We start from the raw sequence: 15,401 nt of genomic DNA, 5'->3' as shown, positions 1-15,401 counted from the left end.
GGCCAGTGGCAGGTAGAAGCCGCAGCTGCCGCAGGTGGCCGGCGCGGCCTTGGCCATCTCGGCGTCGGGGCCGTATTCGGCGTACCAGCGTTCGGCGGCCTCTGCGCGGCCTTCCCTGCTCATCACCTTGGTGCGGCCGAAGCCGACCTCGTAGGCGACTTCGTCGACCACCGGATCGCCGGTCGCGACGTAGCCAGGCACCAGGCGCGGATCGTCGGCCGGTGGGGCGAGCAGGTCGCCGGGCGCGAGGTCCCCGGGGCGAACTCGCTGCTCCCAGGGCACGAACTCGGGCGCGACCAAGGCCTCGGGCCCGGGCAGCAACGCGGACTCGCTGACCGTCGCGTAATCGGCCTCGGGCGGGGCGGCCACCACGACCGCCCACTGCCACCCGCGATAGCCGGGCAGCGTGGCCTCGAATCGATGGGTCGCCGCGCTCTCGTCCTCGGCGATCACGCCGAGGTGCACGCCGACACCCGACGGTTCCAACTCCAGGAGCGCACGGCGGGCCAAATCGACGGCATCGGCCAGAATCGGCCGCACGCCGGACTCCGAAACAGAAACTGCGCTCACGGCCTACATTTTGCCGTATGGAACGCAATCGGCGTTCGTTGGCCGTCGGTGTGCTGGTCGGTCTGCTCGTTATGAGCGGATGCGGCGGCGCCGAGGACACGACACCCAGGATGAACATCGAGGTGGTCGGCACCCGACCGCACGACCCGAAGGCGTTCACCCAGGGGCTGGAAATCGACGGCGAGGTCCTCTACGAGGGCACCGGTCTGTCGGGCGCGTCGAGCGTGCGCGCGTCCCGGCTGGCGACCGGCGAGGAACTGGCCAGGACCGAGTTGCCCGCCCCCTACTTCGGCGAGGGCATCACCGTCGCCGGTGCCACGCTCTGGCAGCTGACCTGGCACGACGGCGTCGCCATCGCGCGGGACCCGGCCACCTTGGCCGAACGTGGCCGGGCGAGCTACGACGGCGAAGGCTGGGGCCTGTGCGCGAGGGACGGACGACTGATCATGAGCGACGGCACCGACCGGCTCACCTTCCGTGATCCGGTCACCTTCGCCCCGACCGGCTCGGTCGAGCTGACCAGCCACAACGGCGCGCGCCTCAACGAACTCGAGTGCGCGGCGGACGGGTCGGTCTACGCCAACGACTGGCCCACCGACACGATCCTGCGCATCGACCCCGGTTCCGGCGCCGTGCTGGCGTCCGCCGACGCCGCCGGTCTGCTTCCGGCGACCGCGCGGGCCGGGGCCGACGCCCTCAACGGCATCGCCCAACTGCCCGGCACCGACCGGTTCCTGATCACGGGCAAGAATTGGCCGACCATGTTCGAGGTCCGCTTCGTGCCCGCCTGAGCAGGTCCGGCGATCCGCGACGATGGTCACTTTCCGCCGCCGCCACGGAGCGTGCGTGAACGCCCAGCACGGGAGTACGCCAGAATTGAGGTCGTGACTACTCCCCGCGAACCTTCCGGTCCCGACCGTGATCGGCGGGAAGGCGAGGAGTCCCCGCCGTTCGATCGGCATCCCGGTTTCGACCGGTACCCGCCACCCAACCCGCCGCGACGCCGCGGGCCGCTGCCACCGCTCGGACGCGGACGCGCCCCCGAGCCCTACGACCAGCCGGGATCGCCACCACCCGGCCCGCGACGTGAAGCGCCACGGCCCCCGGCGACCAAACCTTTCCCGCTCGGGCCGGACACCGAGCAACCGAATGCCTCCGACCGCGCGGCTCGGCACGCCTTCCCGCACCGCCCGCAACCGCCTCGTCGCAGCGAACCACCAGCCGACGACTATCCCGATACCGCCGTCCAGGATGAGGTGCAACCACCGGAAAGCGCGGCCGCCTCCGGCGCGCAGCGGATGCCACGCAAGCTCACGGTTACCCGCGTGGCCGCCATGCGCGGCAGGCAGCTCACCGAAAAGGGCATCGCGACCTTCCAGCGCGCGGCCAAGGCCGACGGCGCCGACAAGTCGGGTCTGACGGCGCTCACCTACGCGACCATGGCGAATTTCGCCCTCGACGCCGCCATCGCGGTGGCGCTGGCCAACACCTTGTTCTTCGCCAGCGCCACTGCGGAGAGCAAGACGAATGTGGCGCTGTACCTGCTGATCACGATCGCGCCGTTCGCGGTGATCGCCCCGCTGATCGGCCCGATGCTCGATCGCCTGCAGCGCGGTCGCCGCCTGGCGCTGGCGACGTCGTTCGCGGTGCGCGCGGTGGTCGCGGTGGTGCTGATCCTCCAGTTCGACACTTGGGCGCTGTATCCGCTCGCGCTGTGCATGATGATCGGCAGCAAATCGTTCTCCGTGCTCAAGAGCGCGGTGACCCCCCGAGTACTGCCGCCGGACATCGATCTGGTCCGCACCAACTCCCGTCTCACGGTGTTCGGTTTGGTCGGCGGCACCATCGGTGCGGGAGGGCTGGCCGGGCTGGCCGCGGCGATCGCGGGCTCCAACGGCGCGCTGGTTTTCGCGGCGCTGATCGCCTGTGCGGGGGCCTATCTGAGCCTGCGCATCCCCTCCTGGGTGGAAGTGACCGAGGGCGAAGTGCCCGCGACGCTCAGCTATCACGGCCCCGACGCGCACACCGAGGTGCTGTCCTCCGGCAAGGAGTCGTCGGTACCGCCGCGCAAACGCAGGCAGCCGCTCGGCCGCGCCGTGGTGACCGGGCTCTGGGGCAACAGCGCCATCCGCGTGCTGACCGGATTCCTCACCTTCTACGTCGCGTTCGTCGCCAAGGCGACCGAGCACCGGCCGGTGCAGCAGGCCCTCATGCTCGGCGCGGTGGGCGCGGCCGCGGCCATCGGCAACTTCGCGGGCAACGCGACCGGCGCGCGGCTCCAGCTCGGCAGGCCCGCACTGATCGTGCTGGGCTGCACGGCGGCCTGCGCGCTGGTGGCGCTGTTCGCCACGTTCGCGAACAATCTGCTCGGCGCGGCGGCCGCCGCCCTGGTCGCGGCCGCGACGAGCGCGCTGGCCAAGGTGTCGCTGGACGCCTCGATCCAGGACGACCTGCCGCCGGAGTCGATCGCCTCCGGCTTCGGTCGCTCGGAGACCGTGCTGCAGCTCAGCTGGGTCGTCGGCGGCGCGGCGGGCGTGCTGCTGCCGACCGACTACTGGAAGGGCTTCGCGGTGGTCACCGCGATACTCGTGCTCGGCTTGGTGCAGACTTTCCTCAGCTTCCGCGGTCACTCGTTGCTGCCCGGCCTCGGCGGCAACCGTCCGCAGCACGCGGAACAAGAGGTGCCGACATTCCGGCCGCATGGCTACCCGGGAAGCGCACCGCGCGCGCAGGATCCGGCGGCGCGGCGCGGCGGCGACACCAAACGCATCCAACGAGGGCAAGGAGACCCGATCTGGTGAGCAAGCTCAACGCACGCACGATCGCCGCGCTGGTCGCGGCCGCCCTGCTCGTGCTCACCGTCGCCTTCGTGGGCGTTCTGGCGATGCTGGTCCGCAACGCCGACGAACCCGACGTCACCCTCACCGCCTACGCGCACGGCAAGACGGTCACCGTGCGGCCGTTCAGCTACTGCGCGGTGACCATGCGGGACTGCCACATCCTGCCCGAGGACGACGCGGCGGGCACGGTGTTCGAGACGTTGCGCTGCGCCCCGGACGCGCCGGACTGCCACCGCGGGCGCACCGTCGAATTGGAAGTGCCCGCCGGTTACCCCCTGCAACTGTCGCTGCCGAAGAAGGTCGCCGACGCGCCCTGGCTCGCCCAGCTCGTCTACCTGCTGCCCAACGGCGAGAAGGTGGACCAGGTGATCAGCCGCAACGACTACCCCGACCGCGCTTTGGCGCTCACCATCGATTCGAAGCCCGAACCCGATCTGCGTCTCATCGGCGTCGAATTCCAGTTGCCGATCCTCGCCCGCGACGAAACGGGCCGGGAGTTCTACGTGCCGCACGCCACCTGGTCGATCAGCACGGCGTAGGCGGCATCCAGCGGCGGTCTCGGCAACGGGCCGCCGCTTCCGGTCGGGCGGCCTTCCGCAGCGCCTGGACGATCAAGCCGGGGTGAGCGCGGCCCGCACCAAGCGGCCGACGGCGTCGATACGCTCCGAGCTACCGCTCCCGCCGACCTGCACCACGGTGATGATCACCGCGGTGAAGATGGCCTCGAGCGCGATCGCGGTGTCCCGCGGATCGAGGTCTTCGGCGATGTCCCCGGACTGCTGACCGGCGCGCAGCGCCGCTTCGAGCACCTGCCGGATGCGATGCGGCACGACACCGTCGACCAGGCGAACGAGCAGCCCCGGCTCCTGCCCGGCGAGCACTCGATGCACCAGCGGATAGGCGTCGAGCCTGGTCACGAACCGGCTGACGACCTGCTGCCAGTACACGGCGTCCATCGGACCCGACTGGGGCAGCGCCGCGTCGGACAGGCGTGCGGCGTCGCGGTCGAACGCGGCGACGAACAGCGCCTCTTTGTCGGCGAAGTGGAAGTACACCGCGGATGGCGCCACCCCGACCTCGCGAGCCACCGCCGCCACCGAGGTGTTGCGGAAACCTTGGTCGGCGAACCGGCGTGTGGCGACGTCGAGGATGGCCTGCCGCGTCTGCTCACCGCGTGCCGTAGCGGACGTCGTCTCGGTTCCTGACACCAGTGCACAGTATCGCGACGACTCCACCAGCGAAAAAGTCTTACTGAATGATTTCATCAATTCATCAGTTACAGTGAGGTGCCCGTTCCGCCCCACAGGAAGGTCCGTCCCGTGTCCGACTCCGACAAGTTCCTCGCGTGCGCACACCCACCGGCACCGAGCCGACGTCAGGTTCTCGCCATGATGGCCGCCGCCTCCGTGCCCGCCCTGAGCGGCGCGCTCGCCGCCAAGTCCGCCGCGGCACCGGCGGCGCGGCCGAACATCTTGGTGATCATGACCGACCAGGAGCGCGCGGATGTCGTCCTGCCCGCGGGCTTCGCACTGCCCGCTCGCGACCGGGTGGCGGCCGCCGGTGTGCGGTTCGCCATGCATCATTCGCCGACGGCGCCGTGCTCGCCCGCGCGATCGGCGTTCTTCACCGGATCACACGCACCGGTCACCGGCATGACCGACAACGTCCGCGGCAACGACCTCATGGGCGCGGTCCTCGGACCGCTGCACGCCTGGAGCCCGAATCTCGACACCACGATCCCCACCATCGGGACGGTGCTGAAGAACGCCGGCTATCGGACGGCCTACATCGGAAAATGGCACCTTTCCGAGCCGGTCGGCACCGAGAGCGCGGCGCTGTCGGCATACGGATTCGACGAGGCCTACGACATCCTGTCCGGCGGCGGGCCCGACGAGGGCGCCCACGAAGACCCCGGCGTCGTCGAGAACGCCGTCGGCTGGCTGCGACGGCACGGCAGCGACCGTGAGCCATGGCTGTGCGTGGTCAGCATGGTGAACCCGCACGACATAATGTACTGCCCGCGCTTCTACCGGCTGACGGACGTGCCCGATCACGGCGCCGACGTACCGCCGAACTTCGAGTCCGACCTGTCGACCAAACCGCGGGTACAAACGGTGTGGCGCACCATGAACGAGGCCGTCGGCGGCCTGATGCCGAACGACGTCGACTCGCCTCTCGGGCGCACCCAATGGCGGCAGTGGGGCAACTGGTATCTCGAGTTGCTGCGCCGCACCGACGAATTGATGACCGAGGTCCTCGACGCGTTGGACCACAGTGGCGCCGCGGGCAACACCGTCGTGGTCCGGGTCGCCGACCACGGAGAACTCGGCGGCGCGCACGGACTGCGGCAGAAGGGCGCGATGATCTACCGCGAGAACAACCGGGTGCCGTTGGTCATCGCCGACCCCCGCAACCCCGCCACGCACGGAACCAGCACTGCCGCACTGACTTCACACATCGACCTGGTGCCGACCCTGGCCGCCCTCGCCGGAATCGATGCCACGACAGGCCCACTCGTCGGCAAAGACCTCACGCCTTTGCTGGCGGACCCGGCAGGCGCCCTCCGCGACGCACTGCTGCTCACCTCGGACGCCAAATCCAGCGGCGGTCAAGCAGCCGGCGTCAAATACTGCCTGCGGGGCGCGGTGACACCCCGCTACAGCTTCGCCCGCTACTCGACGCCGCACGAAATCGCCGGGCCCCGTGACGAATTCGACTACGAGCTCTACGACCGGCAGGAAGACCCGCACGAGATGCACAACCTCGCCCACAACGGCGGCGCGCCCGAACTGGTCGAGGAGATGAACGATCTCGTCGACGGCCTCGTCGCCAGAGAACTGAGCGGTATCCGACCGTGAGCACCCGCGGAGGTCGCCGCAGGCGCGACGACTATCGGTCCAGTTCGCGCGCAACCGCGCGGACGACCTCCGAGATGCGTTGCGCGGTCTTGCGATCGGGGTACTTGCCCTTGCGCAGATCCGGCTGCACCTTCGCCTCGAGCAGGGTGATCATGTCCTCGACCATTCCGTGCAGCTCGTCAGGCGTGTGCTTGCGCGCGACAGGTTCCTTGCGCGCGTTGCGTTCCTGGCCCTGCCGGACCGACGGCGGCGCCTCCAGCAGCTTGAGGCTCAGCGCCTGGGGGCCGCGACGGCCGGCGGCCATGCCGAATTCGACGCGCTGGCCGGGCTTGAGGCCTTCGACACCTTCGGGCAGCGCGGACGAGCGGACATAGACGTCCTCACCCTCGTCCTGGGAAAGGAAGCCGAAGCCCTTTTCGACGTCGTACCACTTCACCCTGCCGGTCGGCACTGCGCTCACCCGTTCGTCATCGAAAAACTCGGACCCCTACGGCCCGAGCACATCTGTCCACCGGGCCGGTCACGGGACCGGCCCTTTTTCTGTGCGAAAAGAACGCGCCCAGCAGGATTGCAGGACGCGATTGCCATCGAGTCTACCCCGGTGCCAATAACGCAAGCACATCAGTTTTACCGTCGAACCGTGACGAACCCTTCCGCTCCGAACCCTTCCGGCGGCGCCCCGCGGCGGCGCGGCGATTGGTTGCTGCAACTCGCGCTCTGCTCGTTCGCGCTGGGATTGCTGGCCATCGTCGTGATCTTCGCCATCCCCATACTCACCGACGGCGAGCCCGGACTGTGGCTCTACTTCGGGGCGATGCTCGCGCCGCTGGGGTTCGTGCTCGCCCTGGTGTTCGCGCTGCGCTCGGGCCGCAGATCCCGCTGAACCGGAGCGCTGGTCTGCGATCGCCGCGAACTGGTTACCCGACGCGTTCGTTACCCACTCGGATGTGTGATCCTCATCACATTACGGGGAGGTCACAGAGTGGTGACGGCGGTCGAGATGACTAGCCGTGGCCGCTCTAGCTGCACGAAGACTTTTGGCCCAGCTGATATCGCGTCGAGACCCAGTGGTACACGCCGGTTACCAAATAGTGATTTTTCCCGCGGTTCGTCGTACCGTCTTATCCAGCCGGGACACCCCGGCGACCACCGGCCCGCCGCACCGAGCCTCGCCCCGCGGGTACCGGAACCCCAACGGAAACGTAGGGGCGAGGGCGGAACGGACGACCTCTCAGTCCGAACCAGAACCGAAGATGTCGCAGGTGCGTCGAGAGGAAGACGAACCCGAAATGAGTGGACGCCATCGCAAGCCAAGCTCGACCGGCCGCACGGTAGCCAAGGTTGCCGTCACCGGCGCCATCATCGGCACCGCCGGTGTGGCATTCGCAGGCAACGCCAGCGCGGCACCCGACTCCGACTGGGATCGACTCGCTCAGTGCGAGGCCGGCGGCAACTGGGGCATCAACACCGGCAACGGTTTCCAGGGCGGGCTGCAGTTCTCGCCCAGCACCTGGCGCGCCCACGGCGGTCAGGAGTACGCCTCCTCCGCCAACCAGGCCAGCCGCGAACAGCAGATCGCGGTCGCCGAGAAGGTGCTCGCCTCGCAGGGCTGGGGCGCTTGGCCCTCCTGCTCGTCCAAACTGGGCCTGAGCAGCGCGCCCACCCCGCGCTCCGCGCCCGCCACCGACGAGACGCCGCGCTGGAACCCCGCGCCGCAGGCCGCCCAGGCCGCGCCGGCGGACACGCAGCAGATCTTCTCCGCCGTGGATCGCGCCCTCGAGGTCGTGCAGAGCCAGGGCGTGCAGGTGCCGAAGGAAGCTCTCGACTTCTTCAACGCCGCCAAGACCAGCGGAATCACCCTCGACCCCGCGGTCGTGAACTTCTACGAGGCGAACAAGGGCCTGCTGCCCTCCTGATCGCCACCCAGTTTCAAGAAGGGCCCCGCATCAACGTGGATGCGGGGCCCTTCTTCGTAGCCGAGAACGTTCCGGTCGCGCGCTCAGCGGTTGATCACCGTGTTCGGGTGCATGTAGGGCAACTGCTCTGCGGGCACCGGAAACTCGGTGTCCTCGCCGTAGGGCGAGAGACCACCGGAGCGGGCCGAGGAAAGCTCGGTGACCGCGTGGTCACCGTCTTCCACCTTCGGCCAGCCGTTGTCGACATAGGATTTCTTCGATTTGTTCACCACGGCCCCATGCTAGCTGTGCCGCCCTTCCGAGTATTCAGGCCGTACCAGTCAGGTGACACAGGATTTGCGTTCGGGTGTTGCGTGACAGGATCCGATCGACCGGGCCCGGCGTCGTAGGGTGGACGGGATGACCGTGACCGACTCCCTCGCCGGATGGCTCGGTGCCCGCAGTGATGCCCAGCTCGTGACGCTGCTGCAGCTTCGGCCCGACCTGGCCGTGCCGCTGCCCTCCTCGATGGCCGTGCTCGCCGCCCGCACCGAACAGCGTGCGTCGGTGCTGCGCGCCACGGAGGACTTGAACACTCTGGAATTCGCCCTCCTGGAAACCCTTGCGGTGCACGGCGTGACGCGCACCGACAGTGCTCCGCTCAACCGTGCCGAACTGCATGTGCAACTGAGCGAACGCGCGCAGGCCGCCGCGATCGACGACGCGCTGGAGCGGCTGACGGCTCGGGCGCTGGTCTGGCTCGACGCCGAGCAGGGATTGCATCTGATTCCGGCGGCCGCCGAGGCCTTGCCGTGGCCGATCGGCACGGCGACCGAGCTCCCCGACGCCCTCACCGAATCCGAGGTGGTCGCGGCGCTCACCGAACTCGAGCCCGCCGAACGGGCCCTGCTGGACAAACTGGCCGCGACGGGCCCGCGCGGTCGCACCAGGGATGCCGCACCGGGCACCGCGCCCGATCGACCGATTCAGCGGCTGCTGGCGCGCAGGCTGCTGCACTGGATCGATGACGAGACCGTCGAGCTTCCGGTCACCGTCGGCCAGGTGCTGCGCCGGGAACCGGTCACCCATCCGCATGCACTGACGCCGCCGCAACCGGAGGCCGCCAAATACCCGCCCGCCGAGGTGAACGCGGTCGCGGCGGGCGAGGTCGGGGAGTTGATGCGGCACTGTGCCGCCGTACTCGAGGTGCTCGGCCAGGCGCCCGCTCCCGCCCTGCGCGCGGGTGGCCTCGGCGTGCGGGAGCTGCGCCGCATCGCCAAGCTGGCCGGGGTCGACGAGCCGCGGGCCGGTTTGCTGGTCGAACTGCTGGCGGCCGCGAAATTGATCGAGAAGGGTTTGCCCGACCCGCCGCCGGAGTTCGACTCGACCGACGATTTCTGGGCGCCCACGCCGCTGGTGGACGCCTGGCTGGAGTCTCCGCCCGCGCGGCGCTGGGCCGCGCTCGGGCAGACCTGGCTGGAAATGGATCGGACGCCGTGGATGATCGGCATGCGCGATGCCAACGACAAGCCGCTGGCCGCACTGTCGCTGGAACTGCGCACCCCGAACGCGCCGCGCGACCGCCACGCCGTCCTGAGCCTGCTCGCGGAGTATCCGTCCGGTACGGCGCCGGCCCCGGCGGACATCGGCCGGGTGCTGGCATGGCGGCAGCCGCGCAGGCGCAGGAACTTCCGTCCGGAGGTGGTCGAGCAGACCCTCGCCGAAGCGGCGGCGCTGGGTTTCGTCGGCCGTGGCGCGCTCGGCTCGGCGGCGCGGGCGCTGCTGCACGCGGCGCCGACCAGCGTGGCCGACGCCGAAGCGGAGATGGAGTCGGCGCTGCCGGAGCCGGTGGATCACGTGCTGGTGCAAGCCGACCTGACGGTCATCGCGCCCGGTCCGCTGACCACCGACTTGCAGCACCGCGTCGCCCTGGCCGCCGACGTCGAATCCGCCGGCGCGGCGACGGTGTATCGGATCGGCGAGTCGTCGGTGCGGCGCGCCCTCGACGCGGGGTTGACGGCGGCCGAACTGCACGCCTTGTTCGCCAAGCATTCCAGGACGCCGATCCCTCAGGCGCTGACCTATCTGATAGACGACGTGGCCCGGCGGCACGGCCAGTTGCGCGCGGGCATGGCGCAGTCGTTCATCCGCAGCGACGATCCGGCGCTGCTGGCGCAGGTGCTCGCCGCACCGGTGGCCGGCACGCTGGCACTGCGGTCCATCGCACCGACCGTCGCCATCGCCCAGGCGCCGCTGGGCGAACTGCTGGAGCAATTGCGCGCGGCCGGTTTCGCGCCCGCGGGTGAGGATTCGGCTGGCGCGATCGTGGATCTGCGTCCGCGTGGCGCACGGATCTCGGTACGGCCCGCCGCGCGGCAGCCGTATCGCCCGACACCGCCCAGCACCGAACAACTCGAGTTGCTCGTCACCGAGCTACGCGCGAGCGAACGTGCCGCCAGCGCCCGCTCGGGTCAGTCGGTGCGCCTGGACGGCACCAGGACCAACACCGCCGCGACCCTCGCCCTGCTCCAGCTCGCGGCGCGGGTGCGGCGGTCGGTGAATATCGGCTACGTCGACGCCCAAGGGGTCGCCACGCAGCGCGTGGTGGAACCGTTGAAGGTGGGCAACGGGCAGCTCGACGCGCTGGACCCGGTCACCGGCGCGGTCCGGCACTTCACGCTGCACCGGATCGCGTCGGTTGCCCTGCTGGAATGATCAGCCCTTCGGCTTGCCCGTGCAGAAGGTGACCTTGGGATCGGTTTCGATGAGCCGGAAGCCGTCGGCGTTCGCGTCGCACAGCAATTCGTCGGCTTGGCCGTCGATCCGCTTCAGCACCTTGAAGGTGGCGTCCGTGGACGCGCAGTCGACGTGCTTGTAGCCGGTCGTGCTGCTCTCGTTGTAGCAGCTGCCCTCCTTGAAGTTGGGCGCCAGGCACAGGAACGCGGTGGTTCCGCCGCCCAGGGTCTCCTCATAGGAGGTGTAGTCGGCGGCGCAGTCGGTCTTCTTGTCGTAGGACTGCGCGATCTTGTACACGGCCTTGTCCGACGAGCAGTCGACCGGCTCGGTCTTGGAATCGACCGCCGAGCCCTCGATGACGTTGATGCAGTCGCCGACCTCGGCCTTGGCGGTGTCCGACTTGCCCGCGTCCCCGATCATCGAACAGCCGGCCACCGTGACCACCACCGCGGCCACCGCGACGAGGGCGAGCACGACCCGTGCCAGCAGCCTCGCTCCTGGAAACTTCACCTGAAAACCTCTCTCACCGAACACGTTCACGGGCTCGTGAACGCGGTGAGGATACCCGCAGGACCAAGCGGCCGCATCAGCCAACCGGCCGACCCGGAGCGGGCGGCGCGCTACATATGCGTGCCGTAGAGCCCCATGAGCGCGTAACCGAGGATGCTGGGGAGCAGACGGCCGAGCAACGAGAACGCAGAGTAATTCACTAGCAACGCCTTTCGCGATTTTCATCCAACTGGACTCTTGTCCGGTATGCGGAGTGTGTCGTCGTCCGAGACCGGGCCGTTACGCTTGGTCAGTATGACGGTCGAGGACGTCGCGCACGACCTGTACGGGCTGGCGCCCGCGGAGTTCGTCGCGGCACGCGCGGACCGGGCGACTGAGGCCAAGGTGGCGGGCGACAAACAGCTCGCGACTGCCATCGGCAAGCTGCGCAAACCGACCCTGACCGCGTGGGCGGCGAACCTGCTGGCCCGCGCGGCACCCGGCGAGGTGGCGGATCTGCTCCGGCTGGGCGCGGCCCTGGCCGCCGCTCAGCGGAAACTCTCGGCCGAGCAGCTGCGCAGCCTCACCGCCCAGCGGCAGCAGCTGGTCAACGCGCTCGCCAAGAAGGCGGGCGCGCTCGCCGCCGAGCACGGGCATCCGGTCGGCGAGGGTGTCGTGCGTGAGATCAGCCAGACGCTGACGGCGGCACTCGCCGACCCGGAGGTGGCCGAGCGGCTGCGCACGGGGACCCTCGCCACCGCGGCGAGCTACGAAGGCTTCGGGCCGAGCGGACCGAACCTGCTGGCGGTGCCCGAACCGGCCGCGTCACCCCGGCGCGCGGCATCGCGGCGGCAGCCGGACGACACCGCGCGCCGCGAGCTGGCCGACGCCGAGGACGCGCTCGAATCCGCCCGCGCGGCGAAGGACTCGGCACAATCCGCGCTCGAGGCAGCGACCGACGAACTGTCCGGTGCCGAAGAACGCGTCGCCGCGCTGCGCGACGAGCTCGCACAGGCCGAACAGCAGCGGCAATTCCGCAAGTCGGCCGAGCGGTCGGCCAAGGACGACCTACACGCCGCGCAACGCCAGCTGGACCGGGCCGAACGCAGAATGGCGAAGGCTCGGGAGCACGTCGAGGACGACTGACGATTCAGCTGCGCAGGGCGCCGGGGAACAGATACTCCTCCGGCGGCGGCGCGGTGGTGTTCAGCCACGCGTGGAAGAAGCCGGTCAGGTCCATGGGCGTCCTGGCCTGCACGAAGGCGCGGAACTCCGGCATCGAGGCGTTGCCGTAGGCATGCGCGGCCAGGAAGTCCCGGACGGCTGCGAAGAACACCTCCTCGCCGATCTGCTTGCGCAGCGCGTGCAGGAACAGCGGCCCGCGGTAGTAGACGGAGGTGAACTCCTTCCCGGCGCCGGGGTTCTCCAGCGGGATGTCCCAGAACTTCTGGCTGTCGCGGTATTTCCGGATGGTCCTGCGGTAGTCGTCGTCGACGTTCTTGCCCTCCGTGCGCTCCGGCCACAGGTAATCGGCGGTGTAGCTGGCGAAGCACTCGTTCAGGCAGATGTCCGACCAGTTACGCACCGACACCCAGTTGCCCCACCACTGGTGCGCGATCTCGTGGACCACCGTCTGCAGATCGATGCGCGGTGCGTAGAGCGGGCGGGTCTGGGTCTCCAGTGAGAAGGTGATGTCGGCGTCCAAGTAGATGCCGCCCGCGGCCTCGAACGGGTACGGGCCGTAGAGCTGTTCGGAGAAGTCCAGGATCTCCGGCAGGCGCTGTTCGAGTTCGCGATGGCGACTGTCCGCATTCGGCGCGAACGCGCTGATCAGCGGAGTGCCGTCGGCCCTGCGCTGCTCGAGGTAGTCGAACTTGTCGATCGCGACGGTGGTCAGGTAGCCCAGCACCGGCGCGGCGCTGGCCCAACGGACCGTCCGCTGGTCGCCGCGCACCACGTTCTCGGTTCGCACACCGTTGGAAACCACCTCCCACTCCGCGGGAACGGTGGCGTTCAGCGTGAACGTGGCCTTGTCCAGCGGGGTGTCGTTGAGCGGATACCAGCTGGTCGCCGAGTGCGGCTCGCCCGCGACGAAAGCGCCGCCACTGGGCGCGAACGTCCATCCCTCGCCTTCGGTGTTCACGGCGGGGCCCGCGTAGTCGACGGTGACCGTGAACGGCACCCCGGGCAGCAGGGGGAGCATCGGCGTCACCGTCAACTCGTGCTCGCCGTTGCGGTCGAATGCGGCGGGGAGGTGGTTCACCGACACCATCCGCACCTCCGGTCCCGCGAAGTCCAGGTTGAACACGCGCAGGGCCTGGGTGGCGGCGGCGGCGATCGTGGCAGTGCCCGCGAGCCGACGGCTCGGCGGGTCGTAATCGATGGCGATGTCGTAGTGCCGGACGTCGTAGCCGCCGTTGCCGTCCAGCGGGTAGTACGGATCGCCCAGGCCCGGCGCGCCGACGAACGGGTCAGCGGGCGGTTCGGCGTTCGCGGGTAAGCACGGCACCGCGACGAACACACACGCGACCGCGGCGCACATCCGGCCGGACAACCTCATACGAACGACCACCCCTTTCCACCCCGCCTCGTGTCGGTACCGGCGCACCGACCTCGCTGGATGGTAGCGGCTTCAGTCGCCGCTGCCGGTCAGCGCCACCGACGCGCCGACACCGAGGATCATCACCCCGCCCGCACCACCGACCGCCTCCAGCCTCCGCGGCGACTTCGCGAACCAGGATCTCGCCGAGGCGGCCAGCAGTGCCCACGCACTGTCGGAGACCAGCGCGATGGCGAGGAAGACGGTGCCGAGCAGTAGGAACTGCCAGGACAGGGAACCCGCCGCCGGGTCGGCGAAATGCGGCAGCACCGCGGAGAAGAACACGATCGCCTTGGGGTTGGTGAGCCCAACGATCGCGCTCTGGCGCAGCACCCGCGCATGGGGCGTCGGCTCGACCGGGGCGCCCAGCGCCTCGCGCAACGCCGAACGCTGGCGAATCGCTTGGATTCCCAGATACATCAGATACAGCGCGCCCGCGAACTTCACCACGGTGAGCGCCAGCGCCGACGCCGTGAGCAAGGCGCCCAGCCCGATCGCGACCAGGACCAACGCCGCGTAGACGCCCGCTGCGTGCCCGAGCACCGAGAGCAATGCCGCGCGGCGGCCGAGGGTGAGCGCACGACCGACGGTGAACAGCACGCCGGGACCGGGCACGACGATGATGACGACCGCGGCGGCGACGAATGCCAGCAGGTTGGACGCTGGAACCATCCTTCGAGTGTAGGCGTGCGCGCGACCGGGAATCGGGCGTTCGCAGCCGGTTTCAGGTGCCGAGTTCGCCGGGCAACTGATCCGGATCGAGCAGTAACCGTTTCGTGGTGGTGCGCCGCACCTTCTCCGCGAGCCCGAGATTGTCGGTGAGCAACCGCCATTCGGTCTCGCTGATCGCCGCGCGGGCGCCTGCGATGACCTTGCCGTCGGTCGTGCCCCACGCGATCGGCATGGCGCTCACCGATTGCCAGCGCTCGCCCACCGGCCGTGGCGCCCGGTCGGTACGCACCGCGACCGACGGCACTCGCTCCCCCACCTTGGCCTCGTGGCCCGGGAGGGCACCGACCTTGCGGGTCACCAAGGCATAGCGCCGGTCACCCGTCTCCGGTGTGGAGACATCCACCAAGGCGAGCAGCACCACACCGGACGGACGCACTTCCGAGACCACAGCGGGGACCAGCTCTCCGTCCGCGTAGAGCTTGTCGATGCTGGAATGCCACGGCGTCCACAGGGCCACCCACAGTGCGGTCACCGCGCCGAGCGCGAAGGCGACCGCGACCAGATACGCCCAGGTGTGGTTCAGCCAGATCAAAAACGCCGTCCCGCTCGCCGCGACGACCGCGGCGGCGATCGCCATGACGCGCAGGCGGCGAAGGTCGGCGAAGACTTCGTTGACCGCGTGGGCGTGCCTGCGGTCCACCGCGAATTCGAAGCGTCGCACGCCCTCATTCCTAGCACAGTT

The 15,401-nt window shown here is 69.5% G+C and carries 16 protein-coding genes; 8 read left to right on the top strand and 8 right to left on the bottom strand.

Going from position 1 to position 15,401, the window contains the following annotated elements:
* On the bottom strand, positions 1 to 570 hold a 570-nt coding region (locus tag ON19_RS03710), incomplete at its 3' end, for a DUF3027 domain-containing protein (protein ID WP_043686775.1).
* A 17-nt stretch (positions 571 to 587) separates the two neighbouring features.
* On the opposite strand from ON19_RS03710, the gene ON19_RS03705 reads away from it, so the two are divergent.
* The 3 genes from ON19_RS03705 (at position 588) to ON19_RS03695 (ending at position 3,949) form a co-directional block, all read left to right on the top strand.
* Entirely contained in the window at positions 588 to 1,361 is a 774-nt protein-coding gene (locus ON19_RS03705) for a glutaminyl-peptide cyclotransferase (protein WP_043686736.1), read from the top strand.
* A 93-nt stretch (positions 1,362 to 1,454) separates the two neighbouring features.
* Positions 1,455 to 3,371 carry an MFS transporter gene (locus tag ON19_RS03700; protein ID WP_063709384.1) on the top strand — a complete coding sequence of 639 codons (1,917 nt, stop codon included), beginning with the start codon at positions 1,455 to 1,457 and terminating at the stop codon, positions 3,369 to 3,371.
* Positions 3,368 to 3,949, top strand: a complete 582-nt coding sequence (locus tag ON19_RS03695; RefSeq protein WP_043686733.1) for a DUF2771 domain-containing protein — start codon at positions 3,368 to 3,370, stop codon at positions 3,947 to 3,949. The genes ON19_RS03700 and ON19_RS03695 overlap by 4 nt, the downstream gene beginning before the upstream one ends.
* A gap of 72 nt (positions 3,950 to 4,021) precedes the next feature.
* Here ON19_RS03695 and ON19_RS38665 read toward each other — a convergent pair whose 3' ends face one another.
* Positions 4,022 to 4,618: a TetR family transcriptional regulator gene (locus ON19_RS38665; RefSeq protein ID WP_157229580.1), complete on the bottom strand. Its 597-nt coding sequence runs from the start codon at positions 4,616 to 4,618 to the stop codon at positions 4,022 to 4,024.
* A gap of 111 nt (positions 4,619 to 4,729) precedes the next feature.
* On the opposite strand from ON19_RS38665, the gene ON19_RS03685 reads away from it, so the two are divergent.
* The gene (locus ON19_RS03685; protein ID WP_157229579.1) at positions 4,730 to 6,268 is read left to right on the top strand and encodes a sulfatase family protein; all 1,539 of its coding nucleotides are present in this window, start codon (positions 4,730 to 4,732) and stop codon (positions 6,266 to 6,268) included.
* A 31-nt stretch (positions 6,269 to 6,299) separates the two neighbouring features.
* On the opposite strand, the gene ON19_RS03680 is transcribed toward ON19_RS03685, so the two are convergent.
* Positions 6,300 to 6,719 (bottom strand): cold-shock protein, encoded by a 420-nt coding sequence (locus tag ON19_RS03680; protein WP_174377662.1) that lies wholly within the window; start codon positions 6,717 to 6,719, stop codon positions 6,300 to 6,302.
* A gap of 189 nt (positions 6,720 to 6,908) precedes the next feature.
* On the opposite strand from ON19_RS03680, the gene ON19_RS03675 reads away from it, so the two are divergent.
* The gene (locus ON19_RS03675) at positions 6,909 to 7,151 is read left to right on the top strand and encodes a hypothetical protein (protein ID WP_043686723.1); all 243 of its coding nucleotides are present in this window, start codon (positions 6,909 to 6,911) and stop codon (positions 7,149 to 7,151) included.
* Between the two features lie 406 nt (positions 7,152 to 7,557).
* Complete coding sequence (locus ON19_RS03670) at positions 7,558 to 8,184, top strand: resuscitation-promoting factor Rpf1 domain-containing protein (protein ID WP_043686763.1); 627 nt, start codon at positions 7,558 to 7,560, stop codon at positions 8,182 to 8,184.
* 83 nt (positions 8,185 to 8,267) lie between these two features.
* Here the strand turns inward: ON19_RS03670 and ON19_RS03665 are convergent, their stop codons facing one another.
* Positions 8,268 to 8,456, bottom strand: a complete 189-nt coding sequence (locus ON19_RS03665; protein WP_043686720.1) for a hypothetical protein — start codon at positions 8,454 to 8,456, stop codon at positions 8,268 to 8,270.
* 127 nt (positions 8,457 to 8,583) lie between these two features.
* Between ON19_RS03665 and ON19_RS03660 the strand changes: the two genes are divergently transcribed.
* A complete protein-coding gene (locus ON19_RS03660) occupies positions 8,584 to 10,878 on the top strand; it encodes a helicase-associated domain-containing protein (protein WP_043686717.1) in 2,295 nt (764 codons plus the stop codon).
* On the opposite strand, the gene ON19_RS03655 is transcribed toward ON19_RS03660, so the two are convergent.
* The gene (locus ON19_RS03655) at positions 10,879 to 11,409 is read right to left on the bottom strand and encodes an LppU/SCO3897 family protein (RefSeq protein WP_043686714.1); all 531 of its coding nucleotides are present in this window, start codon (positions 11,407 to 11,409) and stop codon (positions 10,879 to 10,881) included. It abuts the gene before it with no gap.
* Between the two features lie 294 nt (positions 11,410 to 11,703).
* On the opposite strand from ON19_RS03655, the gene ON19_RS03650 reads away from it, so the two are divergent.
* The gene (locus ON19_RS03650) at positions 11,704 to 12,534 is read left to right on the top strand and encodes a hypothetical protein (RefSeq protein WP_043686710.1); all 831 of its coding nucleotides are present in this window, start codon (positions 11,704 to 11,706) and stop codon (positions 12,532 to 12,534) included.
* A 4-nt stretch (positions 12,535 to 12,538) separates the two neighbouring features.
* Here the strand turns inward: ON19_RS03650 and ON19_RS03645 are convergent, their stop codons facing one another.
* From ON19_RS03645 to ON19_RS03635, 3 genes are all read right to left on the bottom strand, one after another.
* Positions 12,539 to 13,948, bottom strand: a complete 1,410-nt coding sequence (locus ON19_RS03645; protein ID WP_043686706.1) for a M1 family metallopeptidase — start codon at positions 13,946 to 13,948, stop codon at positions 12,539 to 12,541.
* A 72-nt stretch (positions 13,949 to 14,020) separates the two neighbouring features.
* Positions 14,021 to 14,659, bottom strand: coding sequence for a LysE family translocator (locus ON19_RS03640; RefSeq protein ID WP_043686702.1), 639 nt, complete (start codon positions 14,657 to 14,659; stop codon positions 14,021 to 14,023).
* Between the two features lie 52 nt (positions 14,660 to 14,711).
* The gene (locus ON19_RS03635) at positions 14,712 to 15,380 is read right to left on the bottom strand and encodes a DUF3239 domain-containing protein (protein WP_051168491.1); all 669 of its coding nucleotides are present in this window, start codon (positions 15,378 to 15,380) and stop codon (positions 14,712 to 14,714) included.
* Between the last annotated feature and the right edge of the window lie 21 nt (positions 15,381 to 15,401).

Source organism: Nocardia abscessus NBRC 100374, assembly GCF_000308455.1.
GTDB classification, from domain to species: domain Bacteria; phylum Actinomycetota; class Actinomycetes; order Mycobacteriales; family Mycobacteriaceae; genus Nocardia; species Nocardia abscessus.
The sequence above is the reverse complement of the archived record's forward strand: the minus strand, read 5'-3'. Positions and strand labels throughout refer to the sequence as shown.